Source organism: Acidimicrobiia bacterium (assembly GCA_036271555.1).
In the GTDB taxonomy this organism is placed as follows: Bacteria; Actinomycetota; Acidimicrobiia; order IMCC26256; family PALSA-610; genus DATBAK01.
On the sequence record DATBAK010000084.1, the window covers coordinates 13,463 to 29,872 of the forward strand.

Below are 16,410 nucleotides of genomic sequence, written 5' to 3' on the forward strand. Positions count from 1 at the left end.
ACGTGCACCGGGCGTCCCGGATGTCACCCGCGGAGACGGCTGTGCGCGTGCGCGACTCCGTGCGCCAGCAGGTGTGGCGGACGCGCCAGGTGCGGCCCGGCGCCGACGCGGGTCGCGTCGAGACGCGGTCCGACCGCCGGTTCACGACCGTCCTCGCGCCGGCGGCCGGCCTCGCGTTGCCGCCCGAACGCTGTGCGGCGGTGATCGCGGAGGCCGACCGACTCTTGACCGGCCGCTCGGAGGTGCTCGGCGCGCGGCGCGACGACCTCGACGATCCCGACTGGTTCCACGACCCGATCACCGGCCGGCGCGCGCCGTCGGAGCGCTACGCGTTCGGGATCCGCTTCCGTTCGGAAGCCGAGACCGGCAACGTGAAGCAGGTCTGGGAGGTTTCGCGGCACCAGCACCTCACCGTGCTCGCGACCGCGTTCTACCTCACCGGCGACGCGCGCTACGCGCAGGCGGTCGCGACCCAGCTGCGATCGTGGTGGCGGCGCAATCCGTTCCTCTCAGGCGTCCACTGGACGAGTGGGATCGAGATCGCGCTCCGGCTCGTCGCCTGGGTGTGGATCCGGCGCCTCCTCGACGGCTGGGACGGCGTGCACGCGCTCTTCGACGACAACGACGACGCGCTCCGCCAGCTCGCGTGGCACCAGCAGTACCTGGCCGCGTTCCGCAGCGTCGGCTCGTCGGCGAACAACCATGTGATCGCGGAAGCCGCCGGGCAACTCGTCGCGAGTTGCGCGATGCCCTGGTTCGCACGCAGCGCGCAGTGGCGCACCGACGCGGCCGAGCTCCTCACGCGATCGGCGGACGCGAACACGTTCGCGAGCGGTGTGAACCGCGAGCTCGCGACCGACTACCACCTGTTCGTCGCCGAGCTGCTCCTGCTCGCGGCCGTGGAGAGCGACTGCCGGGGCCTGCCGCTCGCCGACTCGGTGTGGAACGCGATCGGGCGCATGATCGACGTCGCCGCGGCCGTGCTCGACGCGTCGGGCGGCGCGCCGCGGCAGGGCGACGCCGACGACGGGCGCGCGCTCGTCGTCGACGACCGCGCCGCGTCGCGCTGGGACGGACTGCTCGACATCGGCGCCCGTCTGTTCGGCGCACCGCCGTGGTGGCCGGAGCACACGTCGACGGTCGGGAGCCGGCTGCTCGGCTCGCTCGCGACGCGTCCACCGGTCGCGCGGCCCGAACGCGCCGCGCTCCGGCCCGCGCGCTTCCCCGACGCCGGCCTCGCACTCCTCCGCACGCGCCCCGACGACCCGCGGCCGGAGCTGTGGTGCCGCGCCGACGGCGGACCCCACGGCTTCCTCAGCACCGCCGCTCACGGGCACGCCGACGCGCTCTCGATCGAGGTGCGTCACGGCGGTGTCGAGATCTTCGTCGACCCCGGCACGTACTGCTACCACGGCGAGGCCGCGTGGCGGCAGTACTTCCGCTCGACGCTCGCGCACAACACCGTCGAGCTCGCGGGCCGAGACCAGTCGCGTTCGGGCGGGCCGTTCATGTGGGTGCGACACGCGCAGACGCAGGTATTGGAGGTCGTCGTCGACGGCGACGGCGAGATCGAGTCGTGGACCGCGCAGCACGACGGCTACGCCGACCTGAGTCCGCCCGCGATCCATCGGCGCACCGTTCGGCTCGACCGTGACGCGCGCCGCTTGGAGATCGTCGACGAGATCGACACGACGGGCGCGCACGCGTTACAGCTCGCGTTCCACCTCGGCTGCGACGTGTCGGTGCGGCCCGCGACCACGGACGCTTCGGTGTTCGCGCTCGCGTGGCCGACGGCCGCCGGCTGCGCGACGGCGACGTTGGTGCTCGCCGACGCGCTCGAGTGGCGCGTCGTGCGGGGCGGACTCGACCCGGTGCTCGGCTGGTACTCCCCGAGCTTCGGCGTGAAGCAGCCGACGACGACGCTCGTCGGCACCGGCACCAGCGTCGAGACCGCGCGTCGCCTCCACACGGAACTGGCCTTCGAGGACGCCGAAGCACGACCGCACGCGCGCGAAGCGAGCGGCGCCGCCTCGACAGTTCCCGGGCGCGTCGAGGAGGGCGAGCTTGCGAGCCCGACCCCGGAATCATGACTGATACGGCGACCCCGACGGTCATCGACCTGCGCGCCGCGCCCGACGACGCCGCGACCGCCGCGCCGCGCGTCGTGATCGCGACGATCCTGCCGCCCGACGGGTCGACCGGCGTGCAGACCCACGTGCGCGAGGTCCACGCCTACCTCGAGAGCGTCGGGCGCGAGGTGACGATCGTGCACCCGCGATCGCACGAGGCCGCGCTCGCGCTCGCGGTGTTCGCGGCGCGCGTGCCGGTCGCCGCCGCCAGCGAAGAGGCGGGCATCGCCTGGTACCGCGAGTGGCACTGGCGCTTCCTGCGGCGCGCACTCCGGACCGAGCTCGCGCAGGCGAGCAATGTCGTCGTCTACGCGCAGTGCCCGCTCGCGGCGCGCGCCGCGCTCGACGTACGGCGCGGTCCGCACCAGCGCGTCGTGATGGCCGTGCACTTCGACGGGTCGCAGGCCGACGAGTGGGTCGACAAGGGGCTCATCCGCGACGGCGGCCGCGTGTACCGCCGCATCCGCGCGCTCGAGCGGCTCACGATCCCGAACGTCGACGGCGTCGTGTTCATGTCGGCGTCGGCGACGCAGTCACTGCGCCGGTACGGGCTGTGCCTCGACGCGTCGGCGTGTCAGCTGGTGCCGAACTTCGCGGCGCCGAGCACGCCGCGGATCCCACCGACCGGCGGCGCCGACCTCGTGACCGTGGGCGGACTCGAGCTCTACAAGAACCACCAGTACCTGCTGCACGTGCTCGCAGCCGCCAAGGATCTCGGCCGGCGGTACACCGTCGACATCATCGGCGACGGCCCGACCCGCCGGCCCCTGGCGCGACTCGCGCGCGAGCTCGGGATCGAGGACCAGGTGCACCTGCTCGGCTACGTGTCGGGTGCGCGCGACTTCCTGCCCGCGTATCGCGCCTACGCGCACACCGCGACGCGCGAGGTGCTGCCCTACGCGGTGATCGAGGCGATGGCCGCGGGGCTGCCGGTCGTCGCGGGGCGCATCGGCGGGATCGCCGAGATGATCAGTGACGGTTCGGAGGGCTACTTCTGGCCGCTCGACGACGCGCCGGCCGCGGCCGAGGTGCTCGTCCGGCTGCTCGACGACGAACCGCACCGCGCCGAGCTCGGCGCGCAGGCGCGCGTCCGGTTCGAGGACCGCTACGACGCACGCGTCGTCGGCCCGCTGCTCGTCGACTTCCTCGTGCACGGTCGGCGCGGTGAGTTGCCGCTCGTGGCCGCCGCACCCGACACGGCGACGCGCGGCGATCGCAACCCACCACCACCGCTTCCACCCGAGCCGAAGATCGTCGAGCCCGACGACGCGGCCGGGCGCGCGAAGCCGTCGCGCCGCGTCTTCATCACGACGGTCGACCAGGCGTTCTCGTCGGCGTCGAACTTCGCGGTCGGGGTCGTCGTCGCGCACATCGCCGGCCTCGCAGGTCTGGGTGCCTTCGCGGTCGCGTACACCGCGTGGCTCGCGCTCGGCACCGCGCACCGCGCACTGATCACGGATCCGATGGCGATCGACAACGACGTGCTGCGCGCCGATGCGAGCGCGCGCATGAGCGCCGGCCTCGCGGCCGAGGTCACGCTCGGTCTCGGCGCGGCCGCGCTCCTCGCGCTCCTGGCCGCGCCCCTGCTCTTCACCGGCTTGCGGTCCTACGCGATCGCACTGCTCGTCCTCGCGCTCTTCCTACCGGTGCTGCTCGTGCAGGACTACTGGCGCTGGGTCGGCTTCATGCAGGCGCGGCCCGAGCGGTCACTCGCGAACGACACGCTCTTCAACTGCGTGCAGGCGCTCGGCTTCGTCGTGCTCATCGGCGCGGGGTTCCGATCGCCGTCGATCGCGATCGTCGCGTGGGGGGTGGGCGCGGCTGCGGGCGCGGTGTACGGCGCGCGGCAGTTCTCGGTGCGCTTCACCCGGCACGGCGGGCCCGCGATGATCCGCTCGCGTTGGCCGATGAGCAAGTGGCTGTTCGCCGGCGGCCTCGCGAGCTGGGGCAGCGCGCAGGCGTACCCATTGCTCGCAGGCCCGGGCGTCGGCTCGGTCGGGCTCGGCGGGTTGAAGGCCGCGCAGAACCTCATGAGCGGGCCGACGCTGGTTCTCATCCAGGCCGGCGGCAGCATCGGCCTGCCCGAGGCCTCGCGGTCGCTCGAACGCGGCGGCTGGCCGAGGCTGCGGCGCGTCGCGCTGTTCGTCACCCTCGCCGGTGTCGCGAGCGTCGGGCTCGTCGCCGCGGTCGTATTCGCACAGGGCGCGCGTATCCTGCGCGTCGTGTACGGCGGCTCGTCGGCGCACTACGCCACGGCGGCGCGGATCATCGCGTTCGCGTGGCTCGTGCAGACGCTCGGGCTCGGGCCCATCCTCGTGCTCAAGGCGACGAAGCAGGCGCGCATGCTCTTCAACATCGCGGTGACCTCGGTCGTCGCCGCGTGCCTGCTCATCCCGGCATGCTCGTTCGCGTGGGGCGTGAACGGCACCGCGTGGGCACTCGTCGCCACCGCGGCGGTCACCGCGGTCGTCGAGATCGCGGCGTACTACCGCACGAGCCGTGCGTTCGCGTTGGATCCGCACGCAAAGTTCGAGGACGACGTGGAACGCGCGGTGGTGTCGTGACCGAGCAACCCCTCGACCTCCGGCGCATGGCGGGCGCGATCTGGCGCCAGCGAATCCGTTTTCTCGCCTGCGCGGTCATCGGTCTCCTGCTGGGGACCGCGCTCGCGATCGCGTCTCCACCGCCCTACACGGCGCGCGCGCTCGTGTTGCTGCCCGCATCCGGGCTCGACTCCACCGGCGCGCCGACGCGCGACGTACAGACCCAGGTGCGCATCGCGTCGAGCAGCGACGTGCTCGGGCGCGCGAGCCGCGCGCTGCACCCGTCGCCCGGCATCGCCGAGCTGCGCCACCGCGTCCACGTGAGCGCGCCGACCCCGGACCTGCTCCAGTTCGCGGTGCACGCACCGTCGAAGCAGGTGGCCGAGACGACGGCGAACCAGGTCGCGGCCTCCTACGTCCAATGGTCGCAGCAGGGCACTTCGGCGCTGGTGTCGCGTGTCGTCACCACATTGAAAGCCCGCGCGACCACGCTCACCGCCCAGGCGACCAACCTCCAGAGCCAGATCGACGCAGGACTCGCCGCCCTCGGCCAGCTCGACCCCACCAGCGCCGCGGCCGCGAGCGAGCAGGCGCACCTCGACTCGTTGCGATCGCAGCAGTCCGACCTCACGTCGCAGCTGCTCAACCTCAACAGCCAGATCTCCGACGTCCAGTCGAACTCCGCGGTCACGAACTCGGGTACGAGCGTGCTCCAGCGCGCCTCGGGCGCGTCGAGCGCGCTCGCGCTCACCCTGACGCGCGACCTCGGCCTCGGGCTGCTGCTCGGCCTCATCGCGGGCGCGGTCGTCGCACTCGCCTACGAGCGTCGCGACCGACGACTCCGCCGGCGCGACGACATCGCGCGCGCCGCCGGCGTGCCGACGATCGCCTCGGTATCGACCACTTCGGCGCGCAGCCCGGAAGAGCGGCTCGAGCTCATGTCGCGCTACGAGCCGACGCTCGACGCGAGCTTCGGCTTGCGCTGGATCCTCCGCCATCTGCTCACCGCGCACGACGACGGCCCCGCTCGCGTGCTGGTGCTGCAGCTCCCCGGCGACGACGCCGCCCAGGCGGTGCCGCTGCAGCTGGCCGCGTTCAGCGCGCGCGCCGGCGTCCGCACGGTGCTCGTCGATCCGATCGCGCGACCGGCGATCGACCTGACGACGGGCGGCGCCGACCACGACGACGACGACCCGTCGATCCCCGCGCTCCCCAACCTGTGGCTCGTCGACCCGCGCGCCGACGCGCGCGAGATCGAACGGTGCGACCCGCAGCTCGTGATCGGCGTCCTCGTCGCGAACGGCAGTCCGATCGAGCGGGGCAACCCCGACCGGTTGACGACGACGCTGCTCGCGGTCTCGTCCGGCTTCGCGACGTCGGAGACGCTGGGCGCGGTGTCGATGGCCGCGTCCGAGTCCGGTCGCTCGCTCCTGGGCGTGATCGTGGCGAATCCCGAACCGCGCGACGACAGCAGCGGACGCGATGCCGCGGAGCTCGAGGAGCCACGGCCGATCCTGCCGTTCCCGATCAACCCCACGCACCGCGCGGGATCGCGATGAGCGCGCGCCCGTCCGACCTCCTCGCGGGACCGGCCGACGGTCTCGTCAGCGTGCACACGGTCCTCGCCGCGTGGCGACGCGCGCGCCGCCTCGTCGCGGCATTCGCGATCGTCGGCGTCGTCGCCGGCCTCGTGTTCGCGTTCGGGGTGTCGCAGCGCCGCTCGGCGACCACGTCGTTGCTGCTGCAGTATCCGAACGGCGTCGATCCGTCGCAGGCGGTCCAGACCGATCTCAGCCTGCTCGAGACGCGCGCGGTCGCGCGCGCGGCCGAGAAGTCACTCGGGCTCCACCAGTCTCCGGTGAGCTTCGCCGCGAGCTACCACGGCACGGTCCTCAGCAACTCCGTGTTGGAGATCACCGCGCGCGCCGGCGACTCGACCGAGGCCGTGCGGCGCGCGAACGCGCTGTCCCGCGCATTCCTCCAGTTCCGCAAGCAGACCTACGACTACCAGCTCACCGTGGTCGAGAAGGTGCTGCGGCAACGCGAGCAGGCGCTCGAGATCGAGCTCACGGCGACGAACCGTCAGATCACGGCGCTCGGTACCACTCCCGACCAACCGACCGCGCCCGACGCGCCGACGCTCAGCGATCTCCTGACGCAGCGCGCCGCGCAGACGAGCGGCATCGACCAGATCGAGAGCCAGGTCGAGACGAACGTGCTCGCGACCACGACCGTCGTCGAGGGCAGTCATGTCATCGACGCGGCCGCGCCGGTCGCGCTCTCGCGCGCCAAGACGCTCCTCGCCGACGTCGGGACGGGACTCGTCGCCGCGCTCGCGCTCGCGTTGGGTGGCGTGACCCTCGCCGCGGTCGTCTCCACGCGTCCGGTTCGACGCGCCGATGTCGCGGCCGCGCTGTCGGCGCCGGTGCTCGTGAGCGTCGGCCGGATGCGACGGGTGCCGTGGCGTTTCGCGCGACGCTCGAAGGGCCCCGACGACATGACGCTCGTCGTGCGGCACCTCGTCGGGCTCTTGAAGTCCGCCACTACGAAGCCGCCCGCGCTCGTCGTCGTCGCGGTCGGCGACATCGGCGTCGCGAAGGCCGCGGTCGGGGCGCTCGATCGCCGGCTCGCAGAAGACGGCTTCGTGGTCACGGTCGTCAACGAGACCGGCGGTGCGCTGGCGTCGCCCGCGGACGACGATGTCGAAGCGGGCGCCGACGCGCGGCGCGACGGGGTGGTCGTGCTCGCGGTGCTCGCGCCCGCGCGCGGCGCGGAGCACCTGCGCGAGTGGGCGAGCGACGCGGTCATCGTCGTCACCGCGGGCCGGGCGAGCACCGCGACGCTCCAGTCGCAGGCGACGATGATCCGCGCCGCGGGGCTGAAGCTGCGGTCGGTCGTGCTCGTCGGGAGTGATCCGCACGACGACAGCCTCGGCGCGTTCATGGTGCCCGTGTCCGCCGAGGTCGAGAACGCGCCGGCACACCGCCGCGCGCCGAAGGCGCCGGTGTCGTGAGCACGACGACCGTCGCACCGATCCCGACCGCGCTCGCCGCGACGGAGCCGAAGCCGGCGCGGCGCGACCGCCGGCGCCTCGGCCTCTTCGTGTGGGCGCTGCTGTTCTTCAACGGGCTCGCGTTCAACCAGATGCCGCTGCTCGTCCCGATCCCGACCTTCGTCGGCAAGCTCCTGACGCAGGGCGCGCTCGCGCTCGCAGTCGTGCTCGCGCTGTGGCTCAACCGCGATCGCGTCGTCCGGCCGAACTTGTTCCTCACCCTGTTCACGGTCCTGGCGCTCGCGTCGCTCACCGTCAGCATCCACGCGGTCTACGGCTTCGGGACGCTCTTTCGCGCCGGGCGCTTCTGCGCGTTCGTCGCCGTGCTGTGGTTGCTGACGCCGCTGTTCGGGCGACCCGATCGCACGCTGCTGAAGTGGCACGTGACCTGTCTCCTCGGCGTCCTGTCGACGGTGGTCGTGGGGTTCTTCGTCGCGCCGGGCCGGGCGCGCCAGACCGACGGCCGGCTCGGCGGGCAGCTGTGGCCGATCCCGCCGACGCAGGTCGGTCACTACGCGGCGGTGCTCGCCGGCATCGTCGTCGTGCTCGGCCTGTGCGGTGTGCTGCGCGCCCGTGCCGCGATGCTGATCGCGATGCCGGCGGTCGCGGTGCTGCTCCTCTCGCACACCCGCACCGCGCTCATCGCCATGATCGCGGGAGTGATCTTCGCGATGCTGAGCGTGCTGACGATGCGGCGACGCGTGCGGCAGGCGTTGATCGTCGCGGTGGTGCTCGGCATCCTCGGCGCGACCGTGCTCGCGCCCGCGCTGCGCACGTGGTTCGCGCGCGGCGAGTCGTCGGAGCTCGTCGGGCAGCTGAACGGCCGCCGCACCGTGTGGAACGAGCTCGTGCAGGCGCCGCGCACACGCGTCACCGAGGTGTTCGGCATCGGGCTCACGAACAAGTCGTTCGCAGGCTTGCCGATCGACAACAGCTGGCTCGCCACGTACCAGGACCAGGGTCTGCTCGGCGACGCGCTGTGCGCCGCGATCCTGCTGTCGTTACTACTGCTCGCGAGCATGCGACCGCGCGGTCCCGGCGTTGCGATCGCGGTGTTCCTCGTCGTCTACTGCGCGATCGCGTCGTTCACGGAGACCGGGCTCGGCGACGTGTCGCCCTACGTGCTCGACCTCACGGTCGCGGCGTCGTTGCTCGCGCTACCGGGCGACGGCCTGCGCGCGGTGGTCTCGCGATGAGGATCCTCGTCGCACACAACCGCTACCGGTCGACGTCGCCGGGCGGCGAGGACCGCGTGGTCGACCAGGAGCGCGACGCGTTGCAGGCCGCCGGGCACACCGTCGAGCGGTTCGAGCGCTTCAACGACGACATCCAGAGCTGGTCGCTCGCGCGCCGCTCGGCGATCCCGGCGCGCGTCGTGTGGAACGACGCGGCTCGCCGCGACCTCACGCGCGCGATCGCCGACTTCCGTCCCGACGTCGTGCACGTGCACAACACGTTCCCGCTCCTCAGCCCGTCGATCCTGCACGCGTGCCGCGCCACCGACGTGTCGGTCGTCGTCACGCTGCACAACTACCGGCTCGCGTGCGCGAGCGGCGACCTCTTCCGCGACGGACACGTCTGCCACGACTGCCTCGGCCACCGCGCGCTCGGGCCCGGCGTGCGCCACGGCTGCTACCGCGAGGGGTCGTTGCCGACCGCGCCGATCGCGCTCTCGTCGTCGCTGCACCTCGGTGCGTGGCGCACGATCCCCGCCGCGTTCCTGATGATCTCCGATCGCCAGCGCCAGATCCTCGAGGGGCTCCAGCTGCCGCCGGAGCGCGTGTTCGTGAAGCCCAACCTCGTACCGGCCGACATCGTGCCGCCGGTACGTCCCGCCCCGCGCCACGTGGTGGTCTACGCGGGTCGGCTCGCGCCGGCGAAGGGTGTGCCCCTGCTGATGGAGGCGTGGGACCGCTTCCAAGCGGCCGCCGGCGGCGCGCTCCGGCTCGTCATCGCGGGCGCGGGACCATTGGAAGCCGCGGTACGGACCTGGGCCAACGGGCGCCCGTCGGTCGACGTGTGCGGCATGCTCAGCCGCGCCGACTGCGCCGCGCTCGTCGCGAGCGCGCGGGCCGCGATCGTTCCGTCCGCGTGGGAGGAGGCGTTCGGCCTCGTCGCGGTCGAAGCGATGGCCCTCGGCGTCGCGCCGGTCGCCGCCGCGCACGGCTCGTTCCCGGAGCTCATCGAGGACCGGCACAGCGGGGTGCTCGTCGCGCCCGGCGACGCCGACGCGCTCGCACGCGTCTTCGCGGAGGTCGATCAGCATCCCGAACGCTTCGCGGAGTATGGGGCCACCGCGCGCGCCGAGTACGCGCGCCGCTTCGATCCCGACGCGAACGTCGCGCAACTGCTCGATGCGTACCGCTTCGCGATCGAACATCCGACCCGCCCGCGGCGCACCGCGAGCCCGACGGCCGGCGCCGCCGAGAACCAGATCTGCGAGTTCTGGGACGCGCATCCGTGCGGGCAGGAGCAGGACGGCGCGCCCCGCGCGTACGACCACGACGATCCCGGCCGGTTCTTCACCGAGTACGACCGCTTCAAGTACGGGATCGAGGCGCACATCCCCGAGTGTCTCGACCGGCTCGACCTCGCGGGCCGGCGCGTGCTCGAGATCGGTACCGGTGAGGGCGCGGAGTCCGAGCAGCTCATCCGGCGGGGCGCGCGTTGGACCGGCGTCGACCTCACGCCGGAGTCGATCCGGCGGGTGCGCGCCCGGCTGGACCTGCACGGCCTCCCCTACGACGACCTGCGGCAGGCGAGCGCGGTCGAGCTGCCGTTCGCCGACAACTCGTTCGACCTCGTGTTCAGCCACGGGGTGCTGCACCACGTCCCCGACATCCACGCCGCGCAGCGCGAGATCCGGCGCGTGCTGCGCCCCGACGGCGAGCTCGTCGTGATGATGTACGCGCGCTGGTCGTTGAACTACCTCGTCGCGATCGGGCTCATCCGGCGCGCCGCGCTGCTCGGCGCCTACCCGCTCGTGCGCGCCGGCGTGACGACACGCAACCCGATGGTCGCCGCGCACGTGCGCAACGCGAAGCGCGAGGGCCTGCTGCACTACCTCCGCCTCCGGCGCTTCGTGCACAGCAACACCGACGGGCCCGACAACCCGTTCGCGCGGGTCTACGACCGGCGCCGGCTGCGCGACGACTTCCCCGACTTCGACGTCACCGACACCTATCGGCGGTTCATGCACGCGCCGCCGTTGCCGGTGCACGGCACACGGGGCGAGCGGTTTCTCGGCTGGCACCTGTGGGCGCACCTGCGCCCGCGGGCCGCGGCGCTCGAGCCCGCACGCGGCGAGCCCGCGCTCAGCGGCGCCGAGTAGCTCGACCTCGCGGTCGAGGCACCCGCACTACGGATTCATCGAGCTGTTGTGATCCTGGTTGTACGGGCTCGCCTGCCACGCGGCGAGCTGGAGCTCGGTTCCCTGGTCGTGCGCCATCATCCGCCACGTGCCCGTGTAGGTGTTGCTCGAGAACACGTTGTTCTGATGGAACGTGATCGCGTTCTCGATGGCCTGGCCCTGGTACGGCGACCACGACGGGTACGTGCCCCACTGCGAGAACACGCCGTTGAGTCCGCAGCCCTTGTTGAGCGCGCATCCGGGGACCTTCGTCGGGTCGAGGCCGAACTCGTTGTCGTGCACCGACAGGTTCTGCGTCTTCCAGCGGCAGTCGCTGAAGTACGGCGCGTGGTCGATCGTCCCCGCGACACACGTCGACAGGCTCGCGTGGCCGCCCTCGGTGCAGTCCCTCGTCGGGTTCGCCGGTGAGTTGCAGAACCGATCCGCGTTCTCCCAGAGGATCACGCCCGACCAGTTGTTCGACAGCACGTTGCCCGAGATCTCGAACGTCGAGTACTTCGAGCTGACGCGCGAGTCGCCGCCGCTCTCGGAGATGTAGATCGCGCCGGTCGGGAAGCCCGGGTTCGTCGGGCCGGCCACCCACGCGTTGTTCGCGAGCGTGTTGTCGTGGATGAAGCCGTTGTAGCTGGCTTCATACATGATTCCTTCGGCGTCGTTGTTCGAGACGTAGTTGCCGCCGATCTCGATGGCGACGTCGTTCGTGTCGGCCCACACACCGACGCCCTTGTTGTCGTGCACGTAGTTGTTCGTGATCGACGCGCCGCGCACCGCCCAGAGCTTCAGACCGCCGGTGCAGCCGCAGCCGGGCTGGCGCTTCTCCCAGTCGCCGGTGTTGTTGTCGGCGATCTCGTTGTGGTCGATCACCAGCGCCGAGATGCCGTTGCCCTGTTGGTAGGCGTTGATCCCGTACTGCCCGTTCGAATCGATGCAGTTGTCGCGGACGGTCTGGTTCGCCCCCGCCATGAGCGCGGCGCCCTGGTTGTCGGCGATGGTGTTGTTCGCGATCGTCCAGCCATTGGCCGAGTCGTGGTTCACGACACCCTGATCCTGCGGCGACACGAAGTTCCGGATCGTCAGGTGCTCGATCGTCACGTTCGCGGCGTGCTGCGTGAACGCGAAGTTGTTCTTGCTCTGACCGTCGATCACCGCGCCGGGCGCGCCGACGAACGTGTCGTTGTCGGCCGGGATGACCTGGTCGTACTCCCCCGACCCGAGCGTGTGGACGCCCGGCGCGAACCAGTACGTGGTGCGCGCGTTCCAGGTGAGGCCGTGGTTGTCGCCCGCGGGCACGACGATCGCGCCGGCGGGCGGGGTCGCCGGCCCGTCGAGCACCGAGTGATCGCCGCAGATCTGCGCGGGCGGGGTCTGCGGCGCACCGCCCGGGCTGCCGGGCGTGGTCGTGGTGGGCGCGGTCGTCGCCGGTGTGGTCGTCGTGGTGACCGGTTCGTCGGCGAGGTTCAGCACGAGCGCGGTCGTGACCGACGTCGGGCCGCTCCAGCGGGCGTCCGACTCCGCCGCGGCCTTGCCGGCGGGCGTGTTCGTGGCCTCACGCACGCCGTACGTCCAGCGCTGCGTGGGCATGGCACGCGACTGCGACGCGCGATCGATCGCGGTCGCGACCTCGCCGCCGACGCCGTCGTTCGTGATCGCGATCTTGCGCGAGCCGTCGGGCGGCGCGAAGTCGACCCGCCAGTGGGGGCTGCCCTGCGCGAGCACGACGACGGAGTGATCCGACGGGACGTTCACGCTCGGGCCTTGCAGGCCGGTCGCCCCCGCGGCTCCGGCGACGGGTGTCACCAGGTCGACGTGCGAGAACGCCATCGTGACCATCGACGCGTGCCCCGCGGGCTGCAGCGTGACACGCGGACGCTCGGCGTTCACCGTCTCGAGGTGCGTGCACGCGACGAGGCGCGTCGCCTCGCCGTTCACGACGTCGAGCCGCTTGACCCAGCTCGGCGCGCACGTGACCGTCGAGCTCGGCGACGCCTCGACGTAGCTGACGAGGAAGTCGCCCTTCGCCGTGCCGTGCGGCAGCGCGGTCGACGGCGACGCCGTCGAGCGTCCCGACGACACCGTCGCGTCGCCGATCAGCTCGATCTTCGGCTGCGGAGTCGACGCGAACGCGTGTGCGAGCACGGGCACCGCGACGCCGGTTGCGACGAGTGCGATCACTCCGATTCGCAGGCGCCGGTGTGCGTGATATGAGCGCATCGTCTCGCTCCCCCGTGGACTGCGCATCCGTGGCAGCCAGTCCGATCTCGGCGTCCCCACCTCGGGCCAGGGATCGACGCCCCACCGTATTGGCCTTGAGACTGAATGTGGCCGGCGCACGCGGATACGCCGCCGACCTGCACGTTCGCGAGACACGAAACACCCAAATCGCGCGCGCGTGCGGTTGATCTCGCCCGCGGGACGTCGGTCTGCCCGCTTCTCTCCGCACGCATTCATGAGCACGACCTCATGAGAGGCCGATGCCGCGTACGCGTCGCGATCGCGAATACTCCGCGCCGTGCAACGCGACGACGCGGTCGGTTCTCGTCGGTATCTGGTCGACGGCGCGGTGCTCGCCGGCCTCACCGCGCTCGCGATCTTCACGCGCGACCGGCCGCTCGCGCCGCACAGCCTCTTCCTCGACGACGCGTGGGTATCGGTCGGCTACCGAAGCCATGGGCTCGCGCAACTCGCGCGCACCACGTTCACGGCCCCGTTGTTCTCGTTCGCGACCGATCTCTGGCTCAAGGCCGTCGGTCTCACGTCGTTGCACGCGCAGATGCTCGCGTTCGTCGCGGGCGTCGTCGGTCCCGCGGCCGTGTACCTCGTCGCGCGTTCGATGCGGATGAACCGCGCGGCCGCGCTGGTCGCGGGAGCGCTGCTGCTGTTCGCGCCCTTACACATGGAGTACTCGTCGCGCGTGAAGGAGTACACGCTCGACGCGCTGCTCACCGCCGCGGTGCTCGTCGTCGCGTGGCGCACGCTCGAGTCGCCGACGCGCCGGAGGGTGATCGTGCTCACCGCGACCGCGATCGTGGCGAGCGTCGCCTCGTTGACGGTGGCGCCGGTTGTCGCGGGCGCGTTCGCGGCGCTCACAATCCGTGCCGTCCGCACCCGCACCCACCGCGTCGTCGCCGCGATCGCGACCGGGAGTTACGCGCTCGCGGCGGGCAGCTGGTGGGCCCTCGTCATCCGGCCCGCGTCGAACTCGCCGCTGCACCGCTACTGGCAGATCGAAGACGGCTTCTGGACCGACGACCACCTGCGGGTGCGCAGCGAGCTCGGCCTCACGCTGGCGCACGTCGCGCGCGGCTTCTCCGCGCTCCCGCCCGCGCTGACGCTCGCACTCCTCGCGCTCGCGACGATCGTCGCGTTCGCACACGGCATCGAGCGCGCGCTGCTACTCGTCGTGCCGGGCGCGACCGCACTGCTGCTCTCGGCCGCGAACGTCGCACCGATCGGCGGCCGCGTCGACATCTACCTGTATCCGACGTTCGCGCTGCTGCTCGCCTTCGCGGTGGAACCGCTGCTCCGGCGGCGCGGCTGGCTCGTGATCGCGCCGATCGCGCTCGTCGCGGTGCTGCTGTCGGTCACACCGCTGCCCCGCTACTACCCGAACGAGAACCTCGAGCCGCTGGTCGCGTCGCTCGAGGCACGAGCCGCGCCGCGCGACCCGATCGTGATCTACCGGATGAGCGTGTGGGGGTTCGCGCTGTACACCCGCTGGCCGGTCCGCTTCGTGCGCAGCGCGACGGGCGCGGTCCCGTTCACCGCCGACGTGGCGCGACCCGACATCTACGAGGTCGCGGGCGGACGACCCGCGAACGTCGTCGACCCGATCGAGGATCGCCGGCGCGTCGACCGGATCTGGTTCCTCGGTTCGCACGCGCGCCTCGTGACCGACGACGCGGAGACTCGCACCTTCGAGACCGACGGGTTCCGGCTCGTCTCGCACCTCGGCAACCACAGCGCCTGGCTCGACGAGTTCGTGCGCGCGCCGCGGCACGCGCACGCGACCACGACCGCCTAGCTCAATCGCCGCGGAACCGGTCGAAGCCCGGGGTGGAGCACGCGTCACCCGCGTCGGTGATCGCGAAGGCCTCGACGCGCGGCTGCGTCGACAGCCACTCCATCCCTTCGACTCCGAGTGCGAGCGCCGCAGTCGCGTGGCCGTCGGCGGTCGCGAGGTCGGGCCCGACGACGCTGACCGATGCGAGCCCGCGCGCGATGCGACCCGTCCGCGCGTCGAAGACGTGCTCGCCTCGCTCGTACGCACCCGACGTCGCGACCGCGCCATCGGTGAGCGTGACCATTCCTCTGATCGCATCCGGGCGCGTCGGGTCCTGCAGGCCGATGCGCCACGCGGTCGCGCGCGACGGCGCGCGGACCACGATGTCGCCCCCGGCGTTGATCGAGAAGTGCGACGAGCCGCGCGCGTGGATGCGCGCCGCGGCCCGGTCGACGGCCCAACCCTTCACGTAGCCGGTCGGGTCGAGCGGACCACGCCCGCACGTGGGCGTCGGCGGCTCCCCGGCCGCGAACGCGACGTCGAACGCACCATCGCTCGCGCGGCGAAGCTCCTCGCAGCGCTCGAGCACGAGCGCGACATCGGGGTCGGCGGCGGTCACCGACAGCTCACCGCGCGCGATCCGAGCGATGTCGCTGTCGACGCGCCACGTGCTGAACACGCGATCGACCCGGTCGAACCACGACCACACGTCGTCGAGGGCACGCGGGTCGAGCGCGTCACGCACTTCGATCCGCACGACGGTGCCCCAGACGGGCCGGGTGACGATCAACGGCGCGTCGGCGGTGGACCTCACGAGCGGAGCTGATCCAGCGCCGACTGCAGGGACTGCACGTAGGCGTCGCTCGTGTACGTCGCTCCGGAGATGAGGTCGATCTGCGCGCTCTGCGCCTGGAGCGCCTCGTCGCGCAACATCGGCGCGACCTGGTCGCTGATCTCGGCCGAGCGCGAATGGTCGAACGGCAGCTCGACCGCCTGAACGTCGGTGATGCGACCGTTGGCGACCGTCACCGCGACTTCCACGTCGCCGTACTGCGTGCCGACCACGGATCCGTCGACGTGGCGCGTGGCCGAGGGCGCGGGAGTCGTGGTCGTCGCGGTGCTCTTCGGTGAGGTCGCGCGCGTCGCGGGCGTACCCGTCGGCGGCGGCGACGCACCGGCAACGGTCGTCGACGTCGTCGAGCTCGTCGGCGCGGCGAGCGCGCCCGGCTTGGTGCTGCCGGTATGGAAGTTGGCGAGCAGCGCGAGTCCCCCGACCGTCGCGATGACCGCCGGTACGGCGCGTCTCATGGAAGTGC

The 16,410-nt window shown here is 72.1% G+C and carries 10 protein-coding genes; 7 read left to right on the forward strand and 3 right to left on the reverse strand.

Features of this window, described 5'->3' with window-relative positions:
* Positions 1–20 precede the first annotated feature (20 nt).
* The 6 genes from VH914_19060 to VH914_19085 are packed head-to-tail and all read left to right on the forward strand — an operon-like array spanning position 21 to position 11,055.
* Positions 21–2,090, forward strand: a complete 2,070-nt coding sequence (locus VH914_19060) for an alginate lyase family protein (protein ID HEX4493311.1) — start codon at positions 21–23, stop codon at positions 2,088–2,090.
* On the forward strand, positions 2,087–4,693 hold the full coding sequence (locus VH914_19065; GenBank protein ID HEX4493312.1) for a glycosyltransferase: 2,607 nt from the start codon (positions 2,087–2,089) through the stop codon (positions 4,691–4,693). The genes VH914_19060 and VH914_19065 overlap by 4 nt, the downstream gene beginning before the upstream one ends.
* On the forward strand, positions 4,690–6,231 hold the full coding sequence (locus tag VH914_19070; protein HEX4493313.1) for a Wzz/FepE/Etk N-terminal domain-containing protein: 1,542 nt from the start codon (positions 4,690–4,692) through the stop codon (positions 6,229–6,231). Before VH914_19065 ends, VH914_19070 begins: the two co-directional genes overlap by 4 nt.
* The gene (locus VH914_19075) at positions 6,228–7,685 is read left to right on the forward strand and encodes a hypothetical protein (protein ID HEX4493314.1); all 1,458 of its coding nucleotides are present in this window, start codon (positions 6,228–6,230) and stop codon (positions 7,683–7,685) included. The genes VH914_19070 and VH914_19075 overlap by 4 nt, the downstream gene beginning before the upstream one ends.
* Positions 7,682–8,920, forward strand: coding sequence for an O-antigen ligase family protein (locus VH914_19080; GenBank protein ID HEX4493315.1), 1,239 nt, complete (start codon positions 7,682–7,684; stop codon positions 8,918–8,920). The genes VH914_19075 and VH914_19080 overlap by 4 nt, the downstream gene beginning before the upstream one ends.
* Positions 8,917–11,055, forward strand: a complete 2,139-nt coding sequence (locus VH914_19085) for a glycosyltransferase (GenBank protein HEX4493316.1) — start codon at positions 8,917–8,919, stop codon at positions 11,053–11,055. The genes VH914_19080 and VH914_19085 overlap by 4 nt, the downstream gene beginning before the upstream one ends.
* 27 nt (positions 11,056–11,082) lie before the next feature.
* Here VH914_19085 and VH914_19090 read toward each other — a convergent pair whose 3' ends face one another.
* Positions 11,083–13,266 (reverse strand): right-handed parallel beta-helix repeat-containing protein, encoded by a 2,184-nt coding sequence (locus VH914_19090; protein ID HEX4493317.1) that lies wholly within the window; start codon positions 13,264–13,266, stop codon positions 11,083–11,085.
* 337 nt (positions 13,267–13,603) lie between these two features.
* On the opposite strand from VH914_19090, the gene VH914_19095 reads away from it, so the two are divergent.
* Entirely contained in the window at positions 13,604–15,115 is a 1,512-nt protein-coding gene (locus VH914_19095; GenBank protein ID HEX4493318.1) for a glycosyltransferase family 39 protein, read from the forward strand.
* Position 15,116: 1 nt separating this feature from the next.
* On the opposite strand, the gene VH914_19100 is transcribed toward VH914_19095, so the two are convergent.
* Positions 15,117–15,908, reverse strand: coding sequence for an FAD:protein FMN transferase (locus VH914_19100; protein ID HEX4493319.1), 792 nt, complete (start codon positions 15,906–15,908; stop codon positions 15,117–15,119).
* Positions 15,905–16,402, reverse strand: a complete 498-nt coding sequence (locus VH914_19105; protein HEX4493320.1) for an FMN-binding protein — start codon at positions 16,400–16,402, stop codon at positions 15,905–15,907. The genes VH914_19100 and VH914_19105 overlap by 4 nt, the downstream gene beginning before the upstream one ends.
* Positions 16,403–16,410 lie beyond the last annotated feature (8 nt).

Excerpts from the sequence above, each read along its gene's own strand:
- VH914_19075 (HEX4493314.1), top strand. The coding sequence starts at position 6,228 with ATGAGCGCGCGCCCGTCCGACCTCCTCGCGGGACCGGCCGACGGTCTC.
- VH914_19105 (HEX4493320.1), bottom strand. The coding sequence starts at position 16,402 with ATGAGACGCGCCGTACCGGCGGTCATCGCGACGGTCGGGGGACTCGCG.
- VH914_19060 (HEX4493311.1), top strand. The coding sequence starts at position 21 with ATGTCACCCGCGGAGACGGCTGTGCGCGTGCGCGACTCCGTGCGCCAG.
- VH914_19065 (HEX4493312.1), top strand. The coding sequence starts at position 2,087 with ATGACTGATACGGCGACCCCGACGGTCATCGACCTGCGCGCCGCGCCC.
- VH914_19085 (HEX4493316.1), top strand. The coding sequence starts at position 8,917 with ATGAGGATCCTCGTCGCACACAACCGCTACCGGTCGACGTCGCCGGGC.